We start from the raw sequence: 18,136 nt of genomic DNA on the forward strand, positions 1-18,136 counted from the left end.
TCCTTGTTGCCCATTATGCCCGGCCACACACGGAAATCCTGACAGTCCCCCGAAGGCAACAATCCACTCTTTGCCTGCGCTGCGCGCTGTCATGAAAGAGCAGGTATCGATCCAGCCGCAACCTCCTCCGCGTCTCCGCGCCTCCGCGTGAACAAAAATCTTCCAAACCCTCAGCGTCCTCTGCGCCTCTGCGCGAACCCCTTCCGAACCCCTCCTGATTCGTAACAAATTGTTGCTGGCGTGCCGATGGCTTGCGTTTGCGCGTTCGACTTCCAATATTGCCTGTGCGGGCCGGGCCCCTCTGGCGGCTGGATGATCCAGTTGCGATGTCGGACCGCATCGAGTGCGCTCGGTGCAGGTTCGTGGGGCTTTCCCCCCTCAAGCCTCACGAAGACCGCGCCGGGCCACTCGATCCACATGACGTTTGTTTTGAAGGATGGAGTTTCTACGCCGTGAACAATCCCGTTCGTACATCGAATTATGGGACGACGCAGGCGGCGCAATATGACGCCGGGCTGCGTAGTCACATGCTGGGCGTCTTCCGCAACATGGGGATCGGCCTGGTCATCACCGGCCTTGTGGCCGCCTTCATCGGCAATACGCCGGTGCTGGCCGCCGCCATTTTCGGCACGCCGCTCAAGTGGGTCGCGATCTTCGCGCCGCTGGCGTTCGTCTTTTTCTTCAGCTTCCGCATCGAAAAGATGACGACCGCAGGCGCGCGGATGGCCTTCTGGGCTTTTTCCGCCGTGATGGGCGTGTCGCTGGCCAGCATCTTCCTGATCTTCACCGGGGGGAGCATCGCGCAGGCCTTCTTCTCGGCGGCCGTGATGTTCCTGGCGATGGCGCTGTGGGGCTATACCACGGGGCGTGACCTGTCGAAGATGGGTTCGTTCCTGATCATGGGCCTGATCGGCATCCTGGTCGCGAGCCTCATCAACATCTTCATCGGCTCGTCGGCCATGCAGATGGTGATTTCCATCATCGGCGTCGTGGTCTTCACCGGCCTCACCGCCTGGGACGTGCAGCGCATCAAGTCGGAATATTTCTACTATGCCGGCCATGAGATCGCGGAAAAGATGCAGGTCATGGGCGCGCTGTCGCTGTACCTGAACTTCGTGAACCTGTTCCAGATGCTGCTGAGCCTGACGGGTGACAGGGAATAATGATGCGGACGCCAGAAGCCGTGTCGGCCATGCTCTGCCCGGTCTGTCATGTGGGACTTTCCATGACGGACCGGCAGGGGGTGGAGATCGATTATTGCCCGCAATGCCGCGGCGTGTGGCTGGACCGGGGAGAACTCGACAAGATCATCGAGCGATCCGGGTCCGCCGCCGCCGCTCCGCCGCCGCAGCAGCAGGCGCATTACCGGCCCGACCGCGACTATCGCGATGACGGCCGCTATTATCAGAAGAAGCGCAAGAAAAGCTTCCTGGAAGAATTGTTCGATTAATGAAAGGGCGGCCCTGGCGCCGCCTTTTTTTCGCGACTGGTGGAATGGGGAGGAAAGCTGCCCCCTTGTCTCGTCCGGGCGATCCTTTAGAGCGCTCGGGCAGGCTTCATTTCGCGAACAGGATTTTCATGCCGGGAACCAACGCTCCTTCGGTCGAGATCACGCCCGTCATCCTGGCGGGAGGATCGGGCACCCGGCTTTGGCCGCTGTCGCGCAAATCCTATCCCAAACAGTTCGTGCCGTTGCTGGGCGATACCACGCTGTTCCAGTCGGTCGCGCGCCGCCTCTCGGGCGCGGCGGAGAATTTCTCCTTCGGGCAGCCGTTGATCCTCACCAACTCGCTGTTCCGTTTCATCGTCGCGGAGCAGCTGGCGAAGGAGAATATCGATCCGGCAGCGATCCTGATCGAGCCGGACGGGCGCAACACCGCGCCCGCCATATTGGCGGCGGCGCTGCATCTGGCCGCGCGCAATCCTGACGCGGTCATGCTGGTTGCGCCGTCCGACCATGTGGTGCCGGATGTGGCCGCATTTCATCAGGCCGTGGGCAAGGGGCTGGACGCGGCGCTGGCGGGCGACCTCGTCACCTTCGGGATCAGCCCGACGCGGCCCGAAACAGGCTATGGCTATCTCCAGGCGCAGAGCAGGCCGGATGGATCGGGCGCGCCCATCAAGCTGGCGAGCTTTGTCGAGAAGCCTGATCTGGCGCGCGCCGAAGAGATGCTGGCGACCGGCGATTATCTCTGGAATGCGGGCATCTTCCTCTTCGCGGCGAAGGACCTGATTGCAGCGTTCGAACAGCATGCGCCATCAATCCTGTCGGCAGTGCGCGCGGCGGTGGAGCAGGCGGAAAGCGACCTCGGCTTCCTGCGGCTGGCGGCGGAGCCCTGGGGCAAGGCGGAGAGCGTCGCCATCGACTATGCGATCATGGAGCGGGCGGACAATCTGTCGGTCGTGCCCTTCGATGCGGAATGGTCCGACCTTGGCGGCTGGGATGCGGTGTGGAGCCATTCGCAGCCGGACGGGAATGGCGTTGCGCTATCGGGCGGCGCGACCGCGCTGGATTGCCGCGACACGTTGCTGCGATCGGAAAGCGAAGGGCTGGAGATTGTCGGCCTGGGCCTTAGCAACATCGTCGCGGTGGCGATGAACGATGCGGTGCTGATCGCGGACAAGGCGCGCACGCAGGATGTGAAGCTGGCCGTCGAGGCGCTGCAACGCAAGGGTGCGCGCCAGGCGGAAGCTTTCCCCAAGGATCACCGGCCCTGGGGCTGGTATGAAAGCCTGGTGGTGGGCGCGCGCTTCCAGGTCAAGCGCATCACCGTGCTGCCGGGCGCGTCCTTGAGCCTGCAAAGCCATTTCCATCGGTCCGAGCATTGGGTCGTCGTGGAGGGAACCGCCAAGGTCACCGTGGGCGAAGAGGTACAACTGCTGTCGGAAAACCAGTCGGTCTATGTGCCGGTTGGCGCGGTGCACCGGATCGAAAATCCGGGCCGTATCCCGATGGTGTTCATCGAGGTGCAGACGGGGTCCTATGTGGGCGAGGACGACATCGTCCGTTATGAGGACCGCTACGCGCGGGATTGAATTTGGGTTCACGCGGAGGCGCGGAGATCGCCGCCTTGCGGCCCCGCCGTCATCTTCCTCCAAACTCGATCCAGTTTACGGCCGCTTGCGCGGCATGCGAATCCTCCGCGCCTCTGCGCCTCCGCGTGGAAAACTGCTACGCGGCCCGTATGTTGGTGCGGATGACAGGTTCCGCTTTGTAGCCGTAATGTGCGGAAGCGGGGGTTTTGGTTCGCGCAGAGCCCGCAGAGGGCGCTGAGGGTGCGCGCGGCGATCGTAGTAGAATTATTTCACGCGGAGGCGCGGAGACGCGGAGGGGGTATCGGCATATGCCGCTTTTTCTTTCCTTCATCGCGTAGGAGGTAAGGTATTTTTTCCTGCGCTGCGCGCCATTGTGGAAGATCATGCATCGGTCCGGCCGTGACCTTCTCCGCGTCTCCGCGTGAACAATATCTTCCAAACCTCTCAGCGCCCTCTGCGGGCTCTGCGCGAATCAAATCAATGCGCCGCGCCCCAGCTTGGGCCATGGCCGATCTCCACGCCCAGGGGCACGCTCAGCTTCACGATGGGTTCGGCGGCGGTTTCCATGACGCGGCGGATGACGGTGCTGGCTTGCTCCACATCGCCTTCGGGCAGTTCGAAGACCAGTTCGTCATGGACCTGGAGCAGCATCTTCACGCTATGAAGCCCTTCCGCGGCGAGGGCGGGACCCATGCGGGCCATGGCGCGTTTGATGATGTCGGCGCTGGTGCCCTGGATCGGGGCGTTGATCGCGGCGCGTTCAGCGCCCTGCCGTTCGTGCTGGATAGGGGCCTTGATGCGCGGGAACCATGTTTTGCGGCCGAACAGGGTTTCGGTGTAGCCGCGCGCGCGGGCCTTTTCGAGCGTTTCGGTGATATAGAGGCTGATGCCGGGGAAGCGCTCATAATAGCGGCTGATCATGTCCTGCGCTTCGTCGGCGCTGATCTCCAGACGTCCGGCGAGGCCCCAGCGGGAAATGCCGTAAAGGATCGCGAAGTTGATCGTTTTCGCGCGGCCGCGCGTGTCGCGATTGACCTCCCCGAACAATTGCTGGGCGGTGGCGGCGTGAATGTCCTCACCCGCCAGAAAGGCTTCGCGCAGGGCGGGCACATCGGCGATGTGGGCGGCGAGGCGCAGTTCGATCTGGCTGTAGTCCGCCGCGAGGATGACATTGCCGGGCTCCGCGACGAAGGCATGGCGGATCTGGCGGCCGACTTCGGTGCGGATCGGGATGTTCTGGAGATTGGGGTCGGTGGAGGACAGGCGGCCGGTCTGCGCGCCCGACAGGCTGTAGCTGGTGTGGACGCGGCTTGAATCCCTGTTGATCTGGGCCTGGAGCGCGTCGGTATAGGTGGATTTGAGCTTCGAAAGCTGACGCCAGTCGAGGATTTTCCCGGCGATTTCCGCGCCCTGGGCCTTTAGCTGTTCGAGTATGGTGACATCGGTGGAATAAGCGCCGGACTTGCCTTTCTTGCCGCCCTTGTAGCCCATCTTGTCGAACAGGATCGCGCCCAGTTGCTGGGTGGAGCCGATGGCGAAGGGCTGGCCAGCCAGGCCATGGATTTCGCCCTCCAGCTTGGCGATTTCGGCGGTGAATTCGGCGGAGAGGCGGGAGAGGGCTTCGCGATCGACCTTGATGCCTTCATGCTCCATCTTGGCAATGACGGAGACGAGCGGGCGATCGACCAGTTCATAGACGCGGGTCGCGCCTTCATTGGCGATGCGGTTCTTGAACAGCTTCCACAGGCGCAGCGTGACGTCCGCGTCCTCGGCTGCATATTCGGTCGCCTTGTCGAGCGGGACTTCGGCGAAGCTGATCTGGTTCTTGCCGGTGCCGCACACATCCTTGAAGCTGATGCAGACATGGTTGAGGTGGGTTTTCGCCGCCTCGTCCATGCCGTGGCCCGCCAGGCTCTGGCCTGCGTCGAGGTCGAAGCTCATGACGATGGTGTCGTCATAGGGCGCTATCTCGATCCCGTGGCGGCGCATGACCGTGAGGTCATATTTGAGGTTCTGGCCGATCTTGAGGACGCTGTCGTCCTCCAGCAGCGGCTTGAGTTTCGCAAGGACGAGGTCGAGGGCAAGCTGCTCAGGCTTTTCGGCGAACATATCCTTCCCGCCATGGCCGACGGGGATGTAGCAGGCGGCGCTGGGGCCGACGGCCAGGCTGACGCCGACGAGCGCGCAGGAGACGCAGTCGAGCATGTCGGTTTCTGTGTCGACGGCGACGATGCCTTCCGCATGGGCGGCGGCGATCCAGCGGTCGAGCGCGTCTTCCGTCACCACCGTTTCGTAGAGGCTGCGGTCGATGGGCGGTTCTTCTTCCAGCACCGGGGCGGCGGGCGCGGTGGCTTCGGTGACGGCGGCCGCGGCGGTGGCGATCGCCACGGCGGCGGCGGGCGCGCCGAGGCGGGTCAGCAGCGACTTGAAGCCGTGATGCTCCAGGAAATTCTGGAGCGGTTCGGCCGGAATGCCCTTGAGCGTCAGTTCCTCCAGCGGTTCAGGCAGGTCCATGCGGTCGTGCAGTGCCACCAGCTTGCGGGACAGGCGGGCCATGTCGGCATGGGCGATCAGATTTTCCTGCATCTTCGACTTCTTCATCGAAGGGGCGGCTTCGAGCGCGGCTTCCAGGCTGCCATATTCGGTGATGAGCTTCGCGGCGGTCTTGGGGCCGATGCCGGGAATGCCGGGGACATTGTCGATGCTGTCGCCCATCAGCGCGAGGACGTCGCCCAGTTGCTGCGGCTGCACGCCGAACTTCGCCATGACATAGTCGGCGCCCCGCCGCTCATTCTTCATCGTGTCGTACATGTCGACGCCGGGCTGGATGAGCTGCATCAGATCCTTGTCGGAACTGACGATGGTGACGTGCCAGCCCTTCGCGACGGCGGCCTTTGTGTAGCTGGCGATGATGTCGTCCGCCTCGAACCCGGCTTCCTCGATGCAGGGGAGGGAGAAGGCGCGGGTGGCGTCGCGGATCATCGGGAATTGGGGGACAAGGTCCTCCGGCGGCGGCGGACGGTTCGCCTTGTAGGCATCGTACATCTCATTGCGGAACGTGTGGCTGCCCTTGTCCAGCACGACTGCGAGGTGCGTCGGCCCTTCCGCCTTGCCCAGCTCGTCGGCCAGCTTCCACAGCATCGTGGTATAGCCATAGACCGCGCCCACGGGCTGGCCATGGCGATTGGTGAGCGGCGGAAGCTGGTGATAGGCGCGGAAGATATAGCCGCTGCCGTCGACCAGGTAGAGATGATTCTGGGACATGGTGCGAGGGGATAGCGGGTTAGGGCGGAGGGCTCCAGTGGGCGTTGGCAAACAGGCTTGCCATCGCGCTCAGGTCGGCAATCTCAGTTCAGTCCGGCGCGCGGACCCGCACGAAGATGATGCCGGTAGCCATATCGCCCGTTGAATTGCGTGTTTGGTAAGTAACGCGTGTCAATCCAAGGAATGTTCCTGCTCGCGTGAGATGGAGATTTCCGTCGATCAAGCTGGCTGTCAGCTTGGCAGGCTCGACGGCGTCGGCAGCAGTCAGCTCCGTGTTTTCGCTACCTCGGAAAAGTAGCCAATCGCTACAGGTCGGAAGCCGCGTTGGGGCGGCCGTGGCGCAGCCGCTAAGGACCAATGAATTTGGTGCTGATGAAGAAGCGGTAATTTCACGATAGTCTGGTGCCGCCATCAACGGCCCGGCCACTGGTGCTGGTGCTGACCGAAAATACTCCGCTACCGCTGTGATATCGGCGGGCTGAATCGCTGCGATCCTGGGCGCTGCCGGATTTGGCCAGCGATAACCGAGAATGTTCAGTTCCGGCATGATAAAGAATCGAAACGTATATACCCAAGCCCTGATGTCCGCCTCGTCCCTGATCCTGGGGGGCATCGCCGTCATATACTTCGCAATAAGATCGGCTTTAGCGTCGCGCCAGTCGGTGGGAACAGGCGGATCAAGTACAGATGCCTGCCCTGATGCTGTCATCAAAGCTACGATGCTGGCAGGAGTGGTAAAATCCAGAGACCCGCTCGTCACCATTGCAGCACTGATGTGGCGCGACACCTTCCTTAGCGATATCGCATAGTCCTCGGGGTCGCTTGTGTCTGTGAAATAAGCCGCAAGAGCTAAAAGTTGCAGATTGATCGTTGTAAGACGGCCAGCATCCTGCGCGACGCCAGCGTCGCTGCTCTGCCAGTTACGCACTGGGTTGAAAGTGAGCAGATTAGTTCCCGCTCTCAATGCATAGCCGCCGGAGTCCAAGCCCAGCGCCGTTCGCACGGAGCTGGAGCTCCCCTGCGCGTCTATTACGGTGGTGAGAGGAGAAATGATCGATGCGCCAGGCGGAGCGGACATGTCTCCGATGATCATCCCGGTTGCCGCATCGACCCCAAGACTAACGCTCATTCTGCCGGTGGGTGATGAAGGGACAGATCCGAACCCAATGAACGGCGGTAGCACTGCGACGTCCTGGCCGAACAGTCCGGTGGCGGATGTGGTCGTTATCGCGTCGACCCTGCCGTCATTGTCAAAATCAAAAGAGATCGGCGCCAGCATCGGGCCTGCTGTTACAGCGCCAAATACTGTCGCAGCTGGCGTTGGAGTAGGTGCTGGCGAAGGCGTGGGCTGGGGACCCGCTGCTGGTGTCTCGGAGTCGGCACCTCCCCCTCCACAGCTCGATAACATCGCCAAGGCAGAAATGGCCGCCAGCCAACGAATATGCACAGAATTCCCCCGTTAATCAATGTTTTGATTGGACACGGATCTAAAGCATCTTGCCTCGCATCTGAGTCAAGCTGCTGGGCTGAAACCCGTTTTCGCCGAGCTTAGAAGTCAGAAAATTTTCTGCTTGCGCGTTGAAGGACTTCGCTCGCCCGTTCCGGCGGCCGGGCGATCACGGCGCCTTTTTCCGTGATGACGATGGCGCGTTCGATCAGGATGGGATGCGCCGCCATCGCGTCCAGGACAGCCTTGTCGTCCGTCACGTCGAGGCCGATGTCCTTGACGGCGGGCTCGCCCTTGCGGACGGCTTCCGACGCGCGGACGCCCGCCTGTCGCAGCACCGCTTCGATTTCGGCGCGGGTGGGCGGGGTTTTGAGATATTCGACCACCTCGACCTCAACGCCCGGCGCGGCTTCCAGGATCGCGAGCGCGGCGCGGGACTTGGAGCAGCGGGGGTTGTGCCAGATGGTCGCCTTCATGCCTGATCGTCCTTCGCCAACCACTCTTCCAGCCACTTGATCGTATAGTCGCCGTTGAGGAAATCGGGGTCCTTGAGCAGCTTCTGGTGGAGCGGGATCGTGGTCTTCATGCCTTCGATCACATATTCCTCCAGCGCGCGCTTCAACCGCATGATGCAGCCTTCGCGGGTGCGGCCGTAGACGATCAGCTTGCCGATCATGCTGTCATAATATGGCGGCACCTTATAGCCTTGATACAGGCCGCTATCGACGCGGACGTGCATGCCGCCGGGCACGTGATAGCTGGTGACGGTGCCGGGCGAGGGCGCGAAGGTGCGCGGGTCCTCTGCATTGATGCGGCATTCGATGGCGTGGCCGTGGAATTCGATGTCCTGCTGCTCCACCGACAGGGGCTTGCCCTCGGCGACGCGGATCTGCTCGCGGACGAGATCGACGCCGGTGATCATTTCCGTCACCGGATGTTCCACCTGGAGGCGGGTGTTCATCTCGATGAAGTAGAATTCGCCATTTTCCCAGAGGAATTCGATGGTGCCCGCGCCGCGATAGCCCATGTCGGCCATGGCCTTGCGCACCACTTCGCCCATCCGGTCGCGCTCTGCGGTGGAGAGGACGGGGGAGGGCGCTTCCTCCAGCACCTTCTGGTGGCGGCGCTGGAGCGAGCAGTCGCGCTCGCCAAGGTGAATGGCGTTGCCGTTGCCGTCGCCGAAAACCTGGAATTCGATATGCCGGGGGTTGCCCAGATATTTTTCCATATAGACGGTGTCGTCGCCGAACGCCGCCTTCGCCTCGCTGCCGGCCTGGCGCATCAGCGTTTCGAGCTGGTCTTCGGACGGCACGACCTTCATGCCGCGGCCGCCGCCGCCCGACGCCGCCTTGATGAGGACGGGGTAGCCGATCTTCGCGGCGACTTGCCTGGCCTCCTCGACGCTTTCGAGCGCGCCGTCGGAGCCCGGCACCAGCGGCAGGCCGAGCGCGCCTGCGGTGCGCTTCGCCTCCACCTTGTCGCCCATGATGCGGATATGTTCGGGCTTGGGGCCGACGAAGGCCAGCCCATGCGCCTCAACAATCTCCGCGAACTGCGCGTTTTCGGAGAGGAAGCCATAGCCGGGATGGATCGCGTCCGCGCCGGAGATTTCGGCGGCGGAAATAATCGCGGCGATGTTGAGATAGCTGTCCTTGGCCGCCGGGGGGCCGATGCAGATCGCTTCGTCGGCAAGGCGCACATGCATGGCGTCGGCGTCGGCGGTGGAGTGGACCGCGACCGTCCTGATGCCCATTTCATGGCAGGCGCGGTGGATGCGCAGGGCGATTTCGCCCCGGTTGGCGATCAGCAGCTTTTCGATGGCCATGGGATGCGCGGCCTTATTCGATGACGATCAGCGGCTGGTCATATTCGACCGGCTGGCCGTTTTCGACCAGGACAGCCTTGACCGTGCCCGCATTGGGCGCGGGAATCGCGTTCATGACCTTCATCGCTTCGACGATCAGCACGGTGTCCCCCGCCTTCACGGTCGAACCGACCGGCGCGAAAGGAGCCGCGCCCGGTTCGGCGGCCAGATAGGCGGTGCCGACGATCGGCGAACGGACGGCGTTGGCGGCGGCGGCGGGCGCGGCGGCTTCGGCTGGAGCGGCGGCGGCAGGTGCTGGAGCGGCCACGGGGGCTGCCATGACCGGGGCGGGCGCATAGGCGATGGCGTTGCCGCCGCCCGCCTTGCGCGCGACGCGGATCTTGCGATCGCCGTCCTCCACCTCGATCTCCGTCAGGTTGGTGTCGTCGAGCAGCGCGGCGAGATCCCGCACCAGCTGCACGTCGACCTGCATTGCGCCCTTTTCAGCCTTGTCGTTCATTTGAAGTCCCTGGACGGTGAATATCGTTTATGATGCCCGCGCCTATGCGCATTTGGGGCGAAGCGCAACTTTCGAACGACAAGTCACAATTCGAGCGCGGCTTCCAGCGCCAGCATGTAGGACATCGCGCCGAAGCCCGCGATGGTTCCCTTCGCCGCCATGCCGACATAGCTTTTGTGGCGGAAGGGTTCGCGCTTGTGCGGGTTGGACAGGTGCACTTCGATGACGGGCACCGTGACGCCCTTGATCGCATCGTGCAGGGCGATGGAGGTGTGGGTGAGGCCGCCGGCATTGAGGATGACGGCATGCGCGCCTTCCTCATGCGCTTCCTGAAGCCAGTCGATCAGATGGCCTTCATGATTGGACTGGCGGAAATCAATCTCCACATGCGCGCGCTGCGCTGCATCCTCCATCCGTTCTGCAATGTCGTCGAGCGTGTCATAGCCGTAGATTTCCGGTTCCCGCGTGCCCAGCATGTTGAGGTTGGGGCCGTTCAACACATAGATTTTCCGCGCGTCGGCCATGGCATTTCCCCTAAGCATGTTGCGGCAGGGGCGTCGCGGCCCCTATATGCTGCGCTGATCCTTAGCCTTTCGTGTCGCGCCAAGTCGAGACACGTTCTTTCGATTGAAGACAGGACAAGAGCATTGCACGTCGACGGCACATTATCGATCACCATCAATGGCGAGCATCGCCGCGTGCGTGCAGGCATGACGCTGGCCGAACTGGCGAGCGAACTGGGCTTCGTACCCGAAAAGGTGGCGGTGGAGCGCAATCTGGAGGTGGTGCCGCGATCGACCCTGGCCCAGGTCTGCGTCGAGGATGGCGACGATCTGGAGATCGTGCATTTCGTCGGCGGCGGCGACGCTTCGGCGGTGGATGACGATAGCTGGGCGGTGGCGGGCAAGACGTTCCGGTCGCGGCTGATCGTTGGCACGGGCAAATATCGGAATTTCGAGCAGAATGCGGCGGCGGTCGCGGCTTCGGGGGCGGAGATCGTCACGGTGGCGGTGCGGCGGGTCAATGTGTCCGACCCAAAGGCGCCGATGCTGACCGACTATATCGATCCGAAGAAGATCACTTACCTTCCCAACACGGCGGGCTGCTATACCGGCGAGGAGGCGATCCGCACGCTGCGGCTGGCGCGGGAAGCGGGCGGATGGGACCTCGTCAAGCTGGAGGTGCTGGGCGAGGCGCGGACGCTCTATCCCGACATGGTGGAAACGCTGCGCGCGACGGAGATATTGGCCAGGGAAGGCTTCAAGCCGATGGTCTATTGCGTCGACGATCCGATCGCGGCCAAGCGGCTGGAGGATGCGGGCGCGGTGGCGATCATGCCGCTGGGCGCGCCGATCGGGTCGGGACTGGGCATCCAGAACCGGGTGACGATCCGCCTGATCGTGGAGGGCACGAAGCTGCCGGTGCTGGTGGACGCGGGCGTGGGCACGGCATCCGAAGCGGCCGAGGCGATGGAGCTGGGCTGCACCGGCGTGCTGATGAACACGGCGATCGCGGAGGCCAAGGACCCGGTGCTGATGGCCGCCGCGATGAAGGCTGGCGTCGAAGCGGGGCGCATGGCCTATCGCGCGGGGCGGATGGGCAAGCGGATGTATGCCGATCCGTCGAGTCCGCTGGCGGGGTTGATCTGAGCAACCGGCAGTTTCGCGCAGCCGTGGATGGATGCACCATGGATCCTGAAACGAGTTCAGGATGGCGATGAAGCTGAGCGGGGCGTTCCAAATGTGCGATCCGCCTCCGGCATCTGCATATCCCCGCACTTTCGCCATCGCAGCAAATTGACCCTCCGGCCGCTTCGCCCTATGGGCAAAGCCGGTTCAGGAGGAGGAAAAGCGATGGTCAAGAAGCTCTACCCCGATGCTGCGTCTGCGTTGGAGGGCCTTCTCTTCGACGGCATGCAATTATGCGCGGGCGGTTTTGGACTTTGCGGAATTCCTGAGCGGTTGATCGACGCGATCCGTGATTCGGGCGTGAAGGACCTTACCATCGCTTCCAACAATGCCGGGATCGACGGCGAGGGGCTGGGCAAGCTGCTGCGCACGCGGCAGGTGAAGAAGATGATCTCCTCCTATGTCGGCGAGAACAAGGAGTTCGAGCGGCAATATCTGGCGGGCGAGCTGGAGGTGGAATTCTGCCCCCAGGGGACGCTGGCGGAACGCTGCCGCGCAGGCGGGGCGGGCATTCCGGGCTTCTACACCAAGACGGGCGTCGGCACGGCGGTGGCCGAGGGGAAGGAAGTCAAGGTCTTCGACGGACAGGAATATATATTGGAACGCGGCATCTTCGCCGACCTTGCGATCATCAAGGGGTGGAAGGCCGACGAGAGCGGCAACCTGATCTTCCGCAAGACGGCGCGCAACTTCAACGCGCCGATGGCGACGGCGGCGAAGATCTGCGTCGCCGAGGTGGAGGAGGTGGTGCCCGCCGGTAGCCTGGACCCCGACGCGATCCACCTGCCCGGCATCTATGTGAAGCGCATGATCGTCGGCGCGCCGTACGAGAAGAAGATCGAATTCCGCACCGTTCGCCAGAGGGAGACCGCCTGATGCCCTGGACCAGAGACGAGATGGCCGCGCGCGCGGCGAAGGAGCTGAAAGACGGCTTCTACGTGAATCTGGGCATCGGCATTCCGACGCTGGTGGCGAACCATATTCCGGCGGGGGTCGAAGTGACGCTGCAATCGGAAAACGGCATGCTGGGCATCGGCCCCTTTCCCTATGAGGGGGAGGAGGATGCCGACCTGATCAACGCGGGCAAGCAGACGATCAGCGAACTGCCCAACTCCGCCTATTTTTCCAGCGCCGACAGCTTCGCCATGATCCGGGGCGGGCATATCGATCTGACCGTGCTGGGCGCGATGGAAGTGGCGGAAAATGGCGACATCGCCAACTGGATGATCCCCGGCAAGATGATCAAGGGGATGGGCGGCGCGATGGACCTGGTCGCGGGCGTCAAGAAGATCATCGTCGTCATGGAGCATACGTCCAAGGACGGCAGCCCCAAATTCATCCCCGCCTGCACCCTGCCGCTGACCGGCAAGAATGTGGTGGACATGATCGTCACCGACCTGTGCGTGTTCCAGCGGCCGGACCATGACAGCCCGTTCAAGCTGATCGAACTCGCGCCGGGCGTGACGGCGGAGGAAGTCGCCGCTAAGACAACGGCTCATTATCTGAGCTGAGGAATGTGGCATGAGCCTTGAGGGCGTTTACGACGAGGGCAATGTCTTTGCACTGATCCTTCAGGGGAAAATCCCTTCGACCAGGCTGTATGAGGATGAGCACACCTATGCCTTCCTTGACATTCAGCCGCAGTCGAAGGGGCACAGCCTGGTCATTTCCAAATGGTCGAAGGCGCGCAACATGCTGGAGATCGAGGATGAGGCGCTGGCCCAGGTGATGGCGACGGTGAAGAAGGTCGCCGCCGCCACGCACAAGGCGCTGGACCCGGACGGCATCCACATCGCGCAGTTCAACGGCGCGGCGGCGGGGCAGACCGTGTTCCACCTGCATTTCCATATCGTGCCGCGCTGGGCGGGCGGCCCGGCGGGCTTTTCCGCCCATGCGCAGGGCAATTTCGCCGATCCCGCCGCATTGGAAGCGCTGGCGGAAGAGATTCGTGCGCAGTTCTGAAATGCGGCGCGGACAGCGGCAGGGCGGCTTCGGGGAAGCGGGGCGGTAGCATGGCGCTCAAGCCGTTCAAGGCACCCGGCGCGCGGCTGGCGCTTCGGGCCAAGCCTGCCAGCCCGTCTTTCGCCGCGAGCGATGGCAAGGCGGAGGTCATATTGGACCTGTCGCGCCTGCTGTCGCGCAGCTTCCATTCCGCGCCGACCGGGATCGACCGGGTGGAATTCGTCTATGCGCGCGAGCTGTTGCAGCGCATTCCCGACCGGCTCGCCTTTGCCGCGGTTCACCCGGCGGGCGGCTATTATGGCCGCCTGAACGGAGCGGCGGTCAGGCAGTTCCTGGCCTTTACCGCCGCGCGCTGGCGCAATGCGGAGAGGCCGGACGAAAAGACGGGCCGGGCGGCGATCATCCGCCACCTGATCGCGCTGCGTCCCCGGCCGGTGCCGCGCGCCAAGGGGCCGCGCGTCTATCTGCAAGTGTCGCCGCATCATCTGGACGATGCCGATCAGGTCGGCGCGATCCTGCGGGCGGAAGGGGCGCGGTTCGTGACGCTGGTCCACGATGTCATCCCGCTGACCCATCCCGAATTCGCACGTCCGCAGGGCGCTGACGAGCATCGGCGGCGGGTGCGCACGATCGACCGCTACGCCCATGGCATCATCGGCAACAGCCAGGCGACGATCGACGCGCTTGGCCCCCATATGAGCCGGGGGCTGGACGGGCGGACGATCTGCGTCGCCCATTTCGGCGCCGATCCGCCGGACATGCCCGCCGCCGAGGGCTTTCAGATGCCATCGCGGCCTTATTTCGTCTATATCTCCACCATCGAGCCGCGAAAGAACCATCTGCTGCTGCTGAACATCTGGCGGCGGCTGGTCGAGCGGCTGGGCGATGACGCGCCGGTGCTGGTGCTGATCGGCCGCCGGGGCTGGGAAAATGAGAATGTGGTCGATCATCTGGAGCGCGGCGAGATATTGCGCGGCCATGTGATCGAGGCGGGCGAACTGTCCGACAATGAAATGCAGCAGCTTGTCGCCCATGCCCGCGCGATGGTGATGCCGTCCTTCGAGGAAGGGTTCGGCATGCCGGTGGTCGAGGCTCTGGCGGCGGGCGTGCCGGTGATTTGCAGCGACATCGTCGCCCATCGGGAGGTGGGGGGCGATGCGCCCGACTATCTCGACCCGCTCGACGGGCTGGGATGGATGGCGATGATCGACGCCTATCGCCGCCCGGATTCGGCGGAACGGGCCGCCCAGTTGCAGCGGATCGCCGCATGGCGCGCGCCGACATGGGGCGGATATTTCGATACCGTCATGAAGTTGCTGGATGATGTAACGGCGTCGGCCTTTACTTGACCTGCCTTCACCAGTTCATCAATAGGGCGATGTGGACATGGCCCTTACTGGTGCGCGGCAACGCTTTGTTTCTTCCTGTTCCTGTCGCGGCGCAATGATGGTTCGGCAGGATTGCAAGGCATGAACCGTCTTCCCTTTCTCCGTTCTCCTCCCTTTCCCGGCATTGCCCCTTCGGTGGCGGCGGTCAGCATGGCCAGCGAGGGAGAAGCGGGCGCGGTGCCGGACGAACTGCTGGACGAGATTGCCCGCGCGCGGGTGGGGGGTGCTTTCTGGGGGGCGGTCCGCACAGGCTTTCGCGTGGTGGTTCGTGCGGGGATGGCTGTTCCGGCGGGGACGTTTGACCCTGTCCCCGCTGCGGAGATCGCGGTCGTGGGCGCTACGGATGGATCGCAGCAGGGCGCCCGGATTGACGAAGCGGTGGACCCCTGGGCGCTGATCGGCGGAGCGCAAGCGGTCCATGCGCCGGAGGATGATGAGCTGGCGATCGTCGCTGGCCTGCTGGACGTGCCGGTGCTTGGGACCGATGGCCGCCGCATCGATCCGCGACGATTGCGGCAGGCGGCGCGGGCGGCCATCGCTGCGGCGAGCTATCGCGATTGCTTTACCGGCGAACCCGCCAGCGCCGCCGATGCGGTGCGGCAACTCAGCGACTGGCGGCGCATGTTGGAGGCCAATCGCGGCATCGCTGCGGCAACGGGCATGGCCTGGTGGAAGCGGGAGGCGGTGCGCCGTTTCCTGTGGGACGGCACGCGGCCTCCACCGATACTGACGCCGCCAGCGGCGCTGCGCTATGCCGGGCGGGAAAAGGGCGATGTCGCCTTCTGGCCATCGCGCGTGCCCGCCACCTTCATCGCCGATGCCAAGGCGCAGGGCGTGGCCGCCGTGAAGGTGGAGGACGGTTTTCTGCGGTCCAGGGGGCTGGGCGCGGCGTTGACGCCGCCCGGATCGGTGGTGGTTGACCGGACCGGCATCTATTATGACGCGCGCAGCCCAAGCGACCTGGAGACGCTGCTCGCCACCCATGAATTTCCGCCCGCGCTGCTGGACCGCGCGCGCCGCCTGCGCTCTGCGATCCGGGCGGGGGGCGTCACCAAATATGGGCTGGAGGCGGGCGGCATGCCGCATCTCCCCTCCGGCAAGCGGACCGTGCTGGTGGTCGGGCAGGTGGAGGACGACCTGTCGGTGCAGCATGGCGGCGCGGGGGTCGCGGGCAATCTGGGCCTGCTGGAGCGGGCGCGGGAGGTGGAGCGGGATGCGCATATCATCTACCGCCCGCATCCTGACGTGCAGGCGGGGCTGCGCAAAGGGCATCTGAGCGATGCGGCGGTGCTGCGCCATGCCGATGTCATCGACACCGGCGCGCCGTTGATGGGGCTGGTGCAGGCCGTCGATGACGTGCATGTGCTTTCGTCCCTCACCGGGTTCGAGGCGCTGCTGCGCGACCGGCCGGTGACGGTGCACGGCATGCCTTTCTACGCCGGATGGGGCCTGACGCGCGATCTGGCCCCGTCCAATCCGCGCAGGGGCCGCCGATTGACCATCGACCAGCTTGTGGCGGCCGCCCTCATTCTCTATCCTCGCTATCTGGACCCGGTCACGCAATTGCCCTGTGGTCCTGAAATCATGGTGGAGCGGATGGCGGCCGGTGCGCACTCGCCAATATCATGGCTGGTCCGGTTGCGGATGGTTCAGGGAAAAATACAAAGATTTATGACATTGTCCGCCGAGCGTCTCCATGGCTGACGCGCCTGCCAAGACCTTCCTTTTCCTTCAGGGGCCGCACGGACCCTTTTTCGCGATGCTGGCCGACGCCTTGCGGGAGCGCGGGCACAAGGCGTTGCGGATCAACATCAATGGCGGCGACAAGGTCGACTGGCCGGGGGAGGCGACGGACTATCGCGGCACCTTCCGCAACTGGCCGCTTTTCTTCGATGATTTCATCGTTCAGCATGATGTGACCGACCTCATCCTCTATGGCGATTGCAGGCCCTATCATGCGTCGGCGCACAAGATGGCGCGGCTGCGCGGCCTGCGCGTCCATGTGCTGGAGGAAGGCTATATCCGGCCCGACTTCATGACGTTGCAGGAAGACGGGGTGAACGGCAATTCCACCCTGCCGCTGGACCCGCAATGGTATCTGGAACAGGCGCGCGGCCTGCCGCCCGAACAGGGGGGGACGGAGCCGCAGATCCCGTCCACCTTCCGCCAGCGCGCGGTCAATACGACGCGCAACGGCCTGGCGTCAGCGATGATGCGGCCGGTCTTCCCCTTCTATCGCACGCACCGGCCGCAGAGCTTCGCGCTGGAGGCGGCCGGATGGTTCAAGAAGCTGATGCTGCGCAAGGGCGACAAGCTGGCGGCGAAGGCGGAATGGGAAAAGGTCAAGGACAGGCCCTATTTCACCCTGCCGCTGCAACTGGATTCGGACTATCAGATCCGCGTCCATTCGCCCTTCGGCAATATGCGCGCGGCGCTGCGCTTCGTGATCAAGAGCTTCGCCCGCTACGCCCCGCCCGAAACATCGCTGCTGGTGAAGCGTCATCCGCTGGATTCGGGACTGGTCGCCTGGGAAAGGCTGACGCGCAGGCTGGCGGCGCGCTATGGCGTGGGCGACCGGGTCTTCTACCTGGCGGACTGGGACATTGCGCAGGTGGTGGGCCGGTCGCTGGGGGTGGTGACGGTGAACAGCACCGTGGGCACGCTGGCGCTGAACGCGGGCAAGCCGGTGGTCGTGCTGGGACATGCCGTCTACAAGGTGCCGGGGGTCGTCTACAAGGGAACGCTGGACGAGTTCTGGCTGGACCCCGGCGCGCCGGACGAGCTGCTGTATGCGGCGTTCCGGCGGGTGCTGATCGACCGGTGCCTGATTCGCGGCGGCTTGCTGAGCGAGAAGGGGCTGACCATGCTGGTGCGCAACGCGGTGGAGCGGCTGTGCTCCACGCGGGATGCGAAGCCATTGCCGGTGGAAAAGGACAGGCGGCCGGTGGCGTTGCAGCGGGCCGGGTGAGCCTGGATAATAGCTGGCGTCCGTTCGGGCCGAGCGAAGTCGAAGCCCTCCCTTGCCTG

Annotated in this window: 16 protein-coding genes; 10 read left to right on the forward strand and 6 right to left on the reverse strand. The window is 64.0% G+C overall.

All coding sequences use genetic code 11. The annotated features are described in order from the left end of the window. Nucleotides 1-452: 452 nt before the first annotated feature. The 3 genes from ET21_RS0106135 to ET21_RS0106145 all read left to right on the forward strand — a co-directional run bounded on the left by ET21_RS0106135 (nucleotide 453) and on the right by ET21_RS0106145 (nucleotide 3,036). Nucleotides 453-1,163, forward strand: a complete 711-nt coding sequence (locus ET21_RS0106135; RefSeq protein WP_021239897.1) for a Bax inhibitor-1/YccA family protein — start codon at nucleotides 453-455, stop codon at nucleotides 1,161-1,163. 2 nt (nucleotides 1,164-1,165) lie between these two features. Further along, on the forward strand, nucleotides 1,166-1,450 hold the full coding sequence (locus ET21_RS0106140; RefSeq protein ID WP_030538966.1) for a zf-TFIIB domain-containing protein: 285 nt from the start codon (nucleotides 1,166-1,168) through the stop codon (nucleotides 1,448-1,450). 128 nt (nucleotides 1,451-1,578) lie between these two features. Next, entirely contained in the window at nucleotides 1,579-3,036 is a 1,458-nt protein-coding gene (locus ET21_RS0106145; protein ID WP_030538967.1) for a mannose-1-phosphate guanylyltransferase/mannose-6-phosphate isomerase, read from the forward strand. A 477-nt stretch (nucleotides 3,037-3,513) separates the two neighbouring features. Here the strand turns inward: ET21_RS0106145 and polA are convergent, their stop codons facing one another. From polA to aroQ, 6 genes are all read right to left on the reverse strand, one after another. Then, complete coding sequence (polA, locus tag ET21_RS0106150) at nucleotides 3,514-6,300, reverse strand: DNA polymerase I (protein ID WP_030538968.1); 2,787 nt, start codon at nucleotides 6,298-6,300, stop codon at nucleotides 3,514-3,516. Nucleotides 6,301-6,388: 88 nt separating this feature from the next. Beyond that, nucleotides 6,389-7,579, reverse strand: a complete 1,191-nt coding sequence (locus tag ET21_RS0106155; RefSeq protein ID WP_030538969.1) for a hypothetical protein — start codon at nucleotides 7,577-7,579, stop codon at nucleotides 6,389-6,391. Nucleotides 7,580-7,848: 269 nt separating this feature from the next. Beyond that, nucleotides 7,849-8,223 carry an arsenate reductase (glutaredoxin) gene (gene arsC, locus ET21_RS0106160; RefSeq protein ID WP_030538970.1) on the reverse strand — a complete coding sequence of 125 codons (375 nt, stop codon included), beginning with the start codon at nucleotides 8,221-8,223 and terminating at the stop codon, nucleotides 7,849-7,851. Continuing rightward, the gene (gene accC, locus ET21_RS0106165; protein WP_030538971.1) at nucleotides 8,220-9,572 is read right to left on the reverse strand and encodes an acetyl-CoA carboxylase biotin carboxylase subunit; all 1,353 of its coding nucleotides are present in this window, start codon (nucleotides 9,570-9,572) and stop codon (nucleotides 8,220-8,222) included. The genes arsC and accC overlap by 4 nt, the downstream gene beginning before the upstream one ends. Before the next feature lie 13 nt (nucleotides 9,573-9,585). Beyond that, nucleotides 9,586-10,071, reverse strand: coding sequence for an acetyl-CoA carboxylase biotin carboxyl carrier protein (gene accB / locus ET21_RS0106170; protein ID WP_030538972.1), 486 nt, complete (start codon nucleotides 10,069-10,071; stop codon nucleotides 9,586-9,588). Between the two features lie 83 nt (nucleotides 10,072-10,154). Beyond that, the gene (gene aroQ / locus ET21_RS0106175) at nucleotides 10,155-10,595 is read right to left on the reverse strand and encodes a type II 3-dehydroquinate dehydratase (RefSeq protein ID WP_021237768.1); all 441 of its coding nucleotides are present in this window, start codon (nucleotides 10,593-10,595) and stop codon (nucleotides 10,155-10,157) included. Nucleotides 10,596-10,718: 123 nt separating this feature from the next. Between aroQ and thiS the strand changes: the two genes are divergently transcribed. The 7 genes from thiS to ET21_RS0106210 all read left to right on the forward strand — a co-directional run bounded on the left by thiS (nucleotide 10,719) and on the right by ET21_RS0106210 (nucleotide 18,077). Then, entirely contained in the window at nucleotides 10,719-11,720 is a 1,002-nt protein-coding gene (thiS, locus tag ET21_RS0106180; protein WP_081856614.1) for a sulfur carrier protein ThiS, read from the forward strand. Nucleotides 11,721-11,924: 204 nt separating this feature from the next. After that, nucleotides 11,925-12,635 (forward strand): CoA transferase subunit A, encoded by a 711-nt coding sequence (locus tag ET21_RS0106185; RefSeq protein ID WP_030538974.1) that lies wholly within the window; start codon nucleotides 11,925-11,927, stop codon nucleotides 12,633-12,635. Then, a complete protein-coding gene (locus ET21_RS0106190) occupies nucleotides 12,635-13,270 on the forward strand; it encodes a CoA transferase subunit B (protein WP_030538975.1) in 636 nt (211 codons plus the stop codon). The genes ET21_RS0106185 and ET21_RS0106190 overlap by 1 nt, the downstream gene beginning before the upstream one ends. Before the next feature lie 10 nt (nucleotides 13,271-13,280). Beyond that, entirely contained in the window at nucleotides 13,281-13,721 is a 441-nt protein-coding gene (locus ET21_RS0106195) for an HIT family protein (protein WP_021237772.1), read from the forward strand. Nucleotides 13,722-13,771: 50 nt separating this feature from the next. Then, on the forward strand, nucleotides 13,772-15,070 hold the full coding sequence (locus ET21_RS0106200) for a glycosyltransferase family 1 protein (RefSeq protein WP_030538976.1): 1,299 nt from the start codon (nucleotides 13,772-13,774) through the stop codon (nucleotides 15,068-15,070). A 120-nt stretch (nucleotides 15,071-15,190) separates the two neighbouring features. Next, on the forward strand, nucleotides 15,191-16,813 hold the full coding sequence (locus ET21_RS0106205) for a capsule biosynthesis protein (protein WP_030538977.1): 1,623 nt from the start codon (nucleotides 15,191-15,193) through the stop codon (nucleotides 16,811-16,813). Beyond that, a complete protein-coding gene (locus tag ET21_RS0106210; protein WP_021237775.1) occupies nucleotides 16,806-18,077 on the forward strand; it encodes a capsule biosynthesis protein in 1,272 nt (423 codons plus the stop codon). The genes ET21_RS0106205 and ET21_RS0106210 overlap by 8 nt, the downstream gene beginning before the upstream one ends. The last annotated feature ends 59 nt before the right edge of the window (nucleotides 18,078-18,136 follow it).

The sequence above is a fragment of the Sphingobium sp. DC-2 genome (assembly GCF_000722555.1).
Lineage (GTDB): Bacteria > Pseudomonadota > Alphaproteobacteria > Sphingomonadales > Sphingomonadaceae > Sphingobium > Sphingobium quisquiliarum.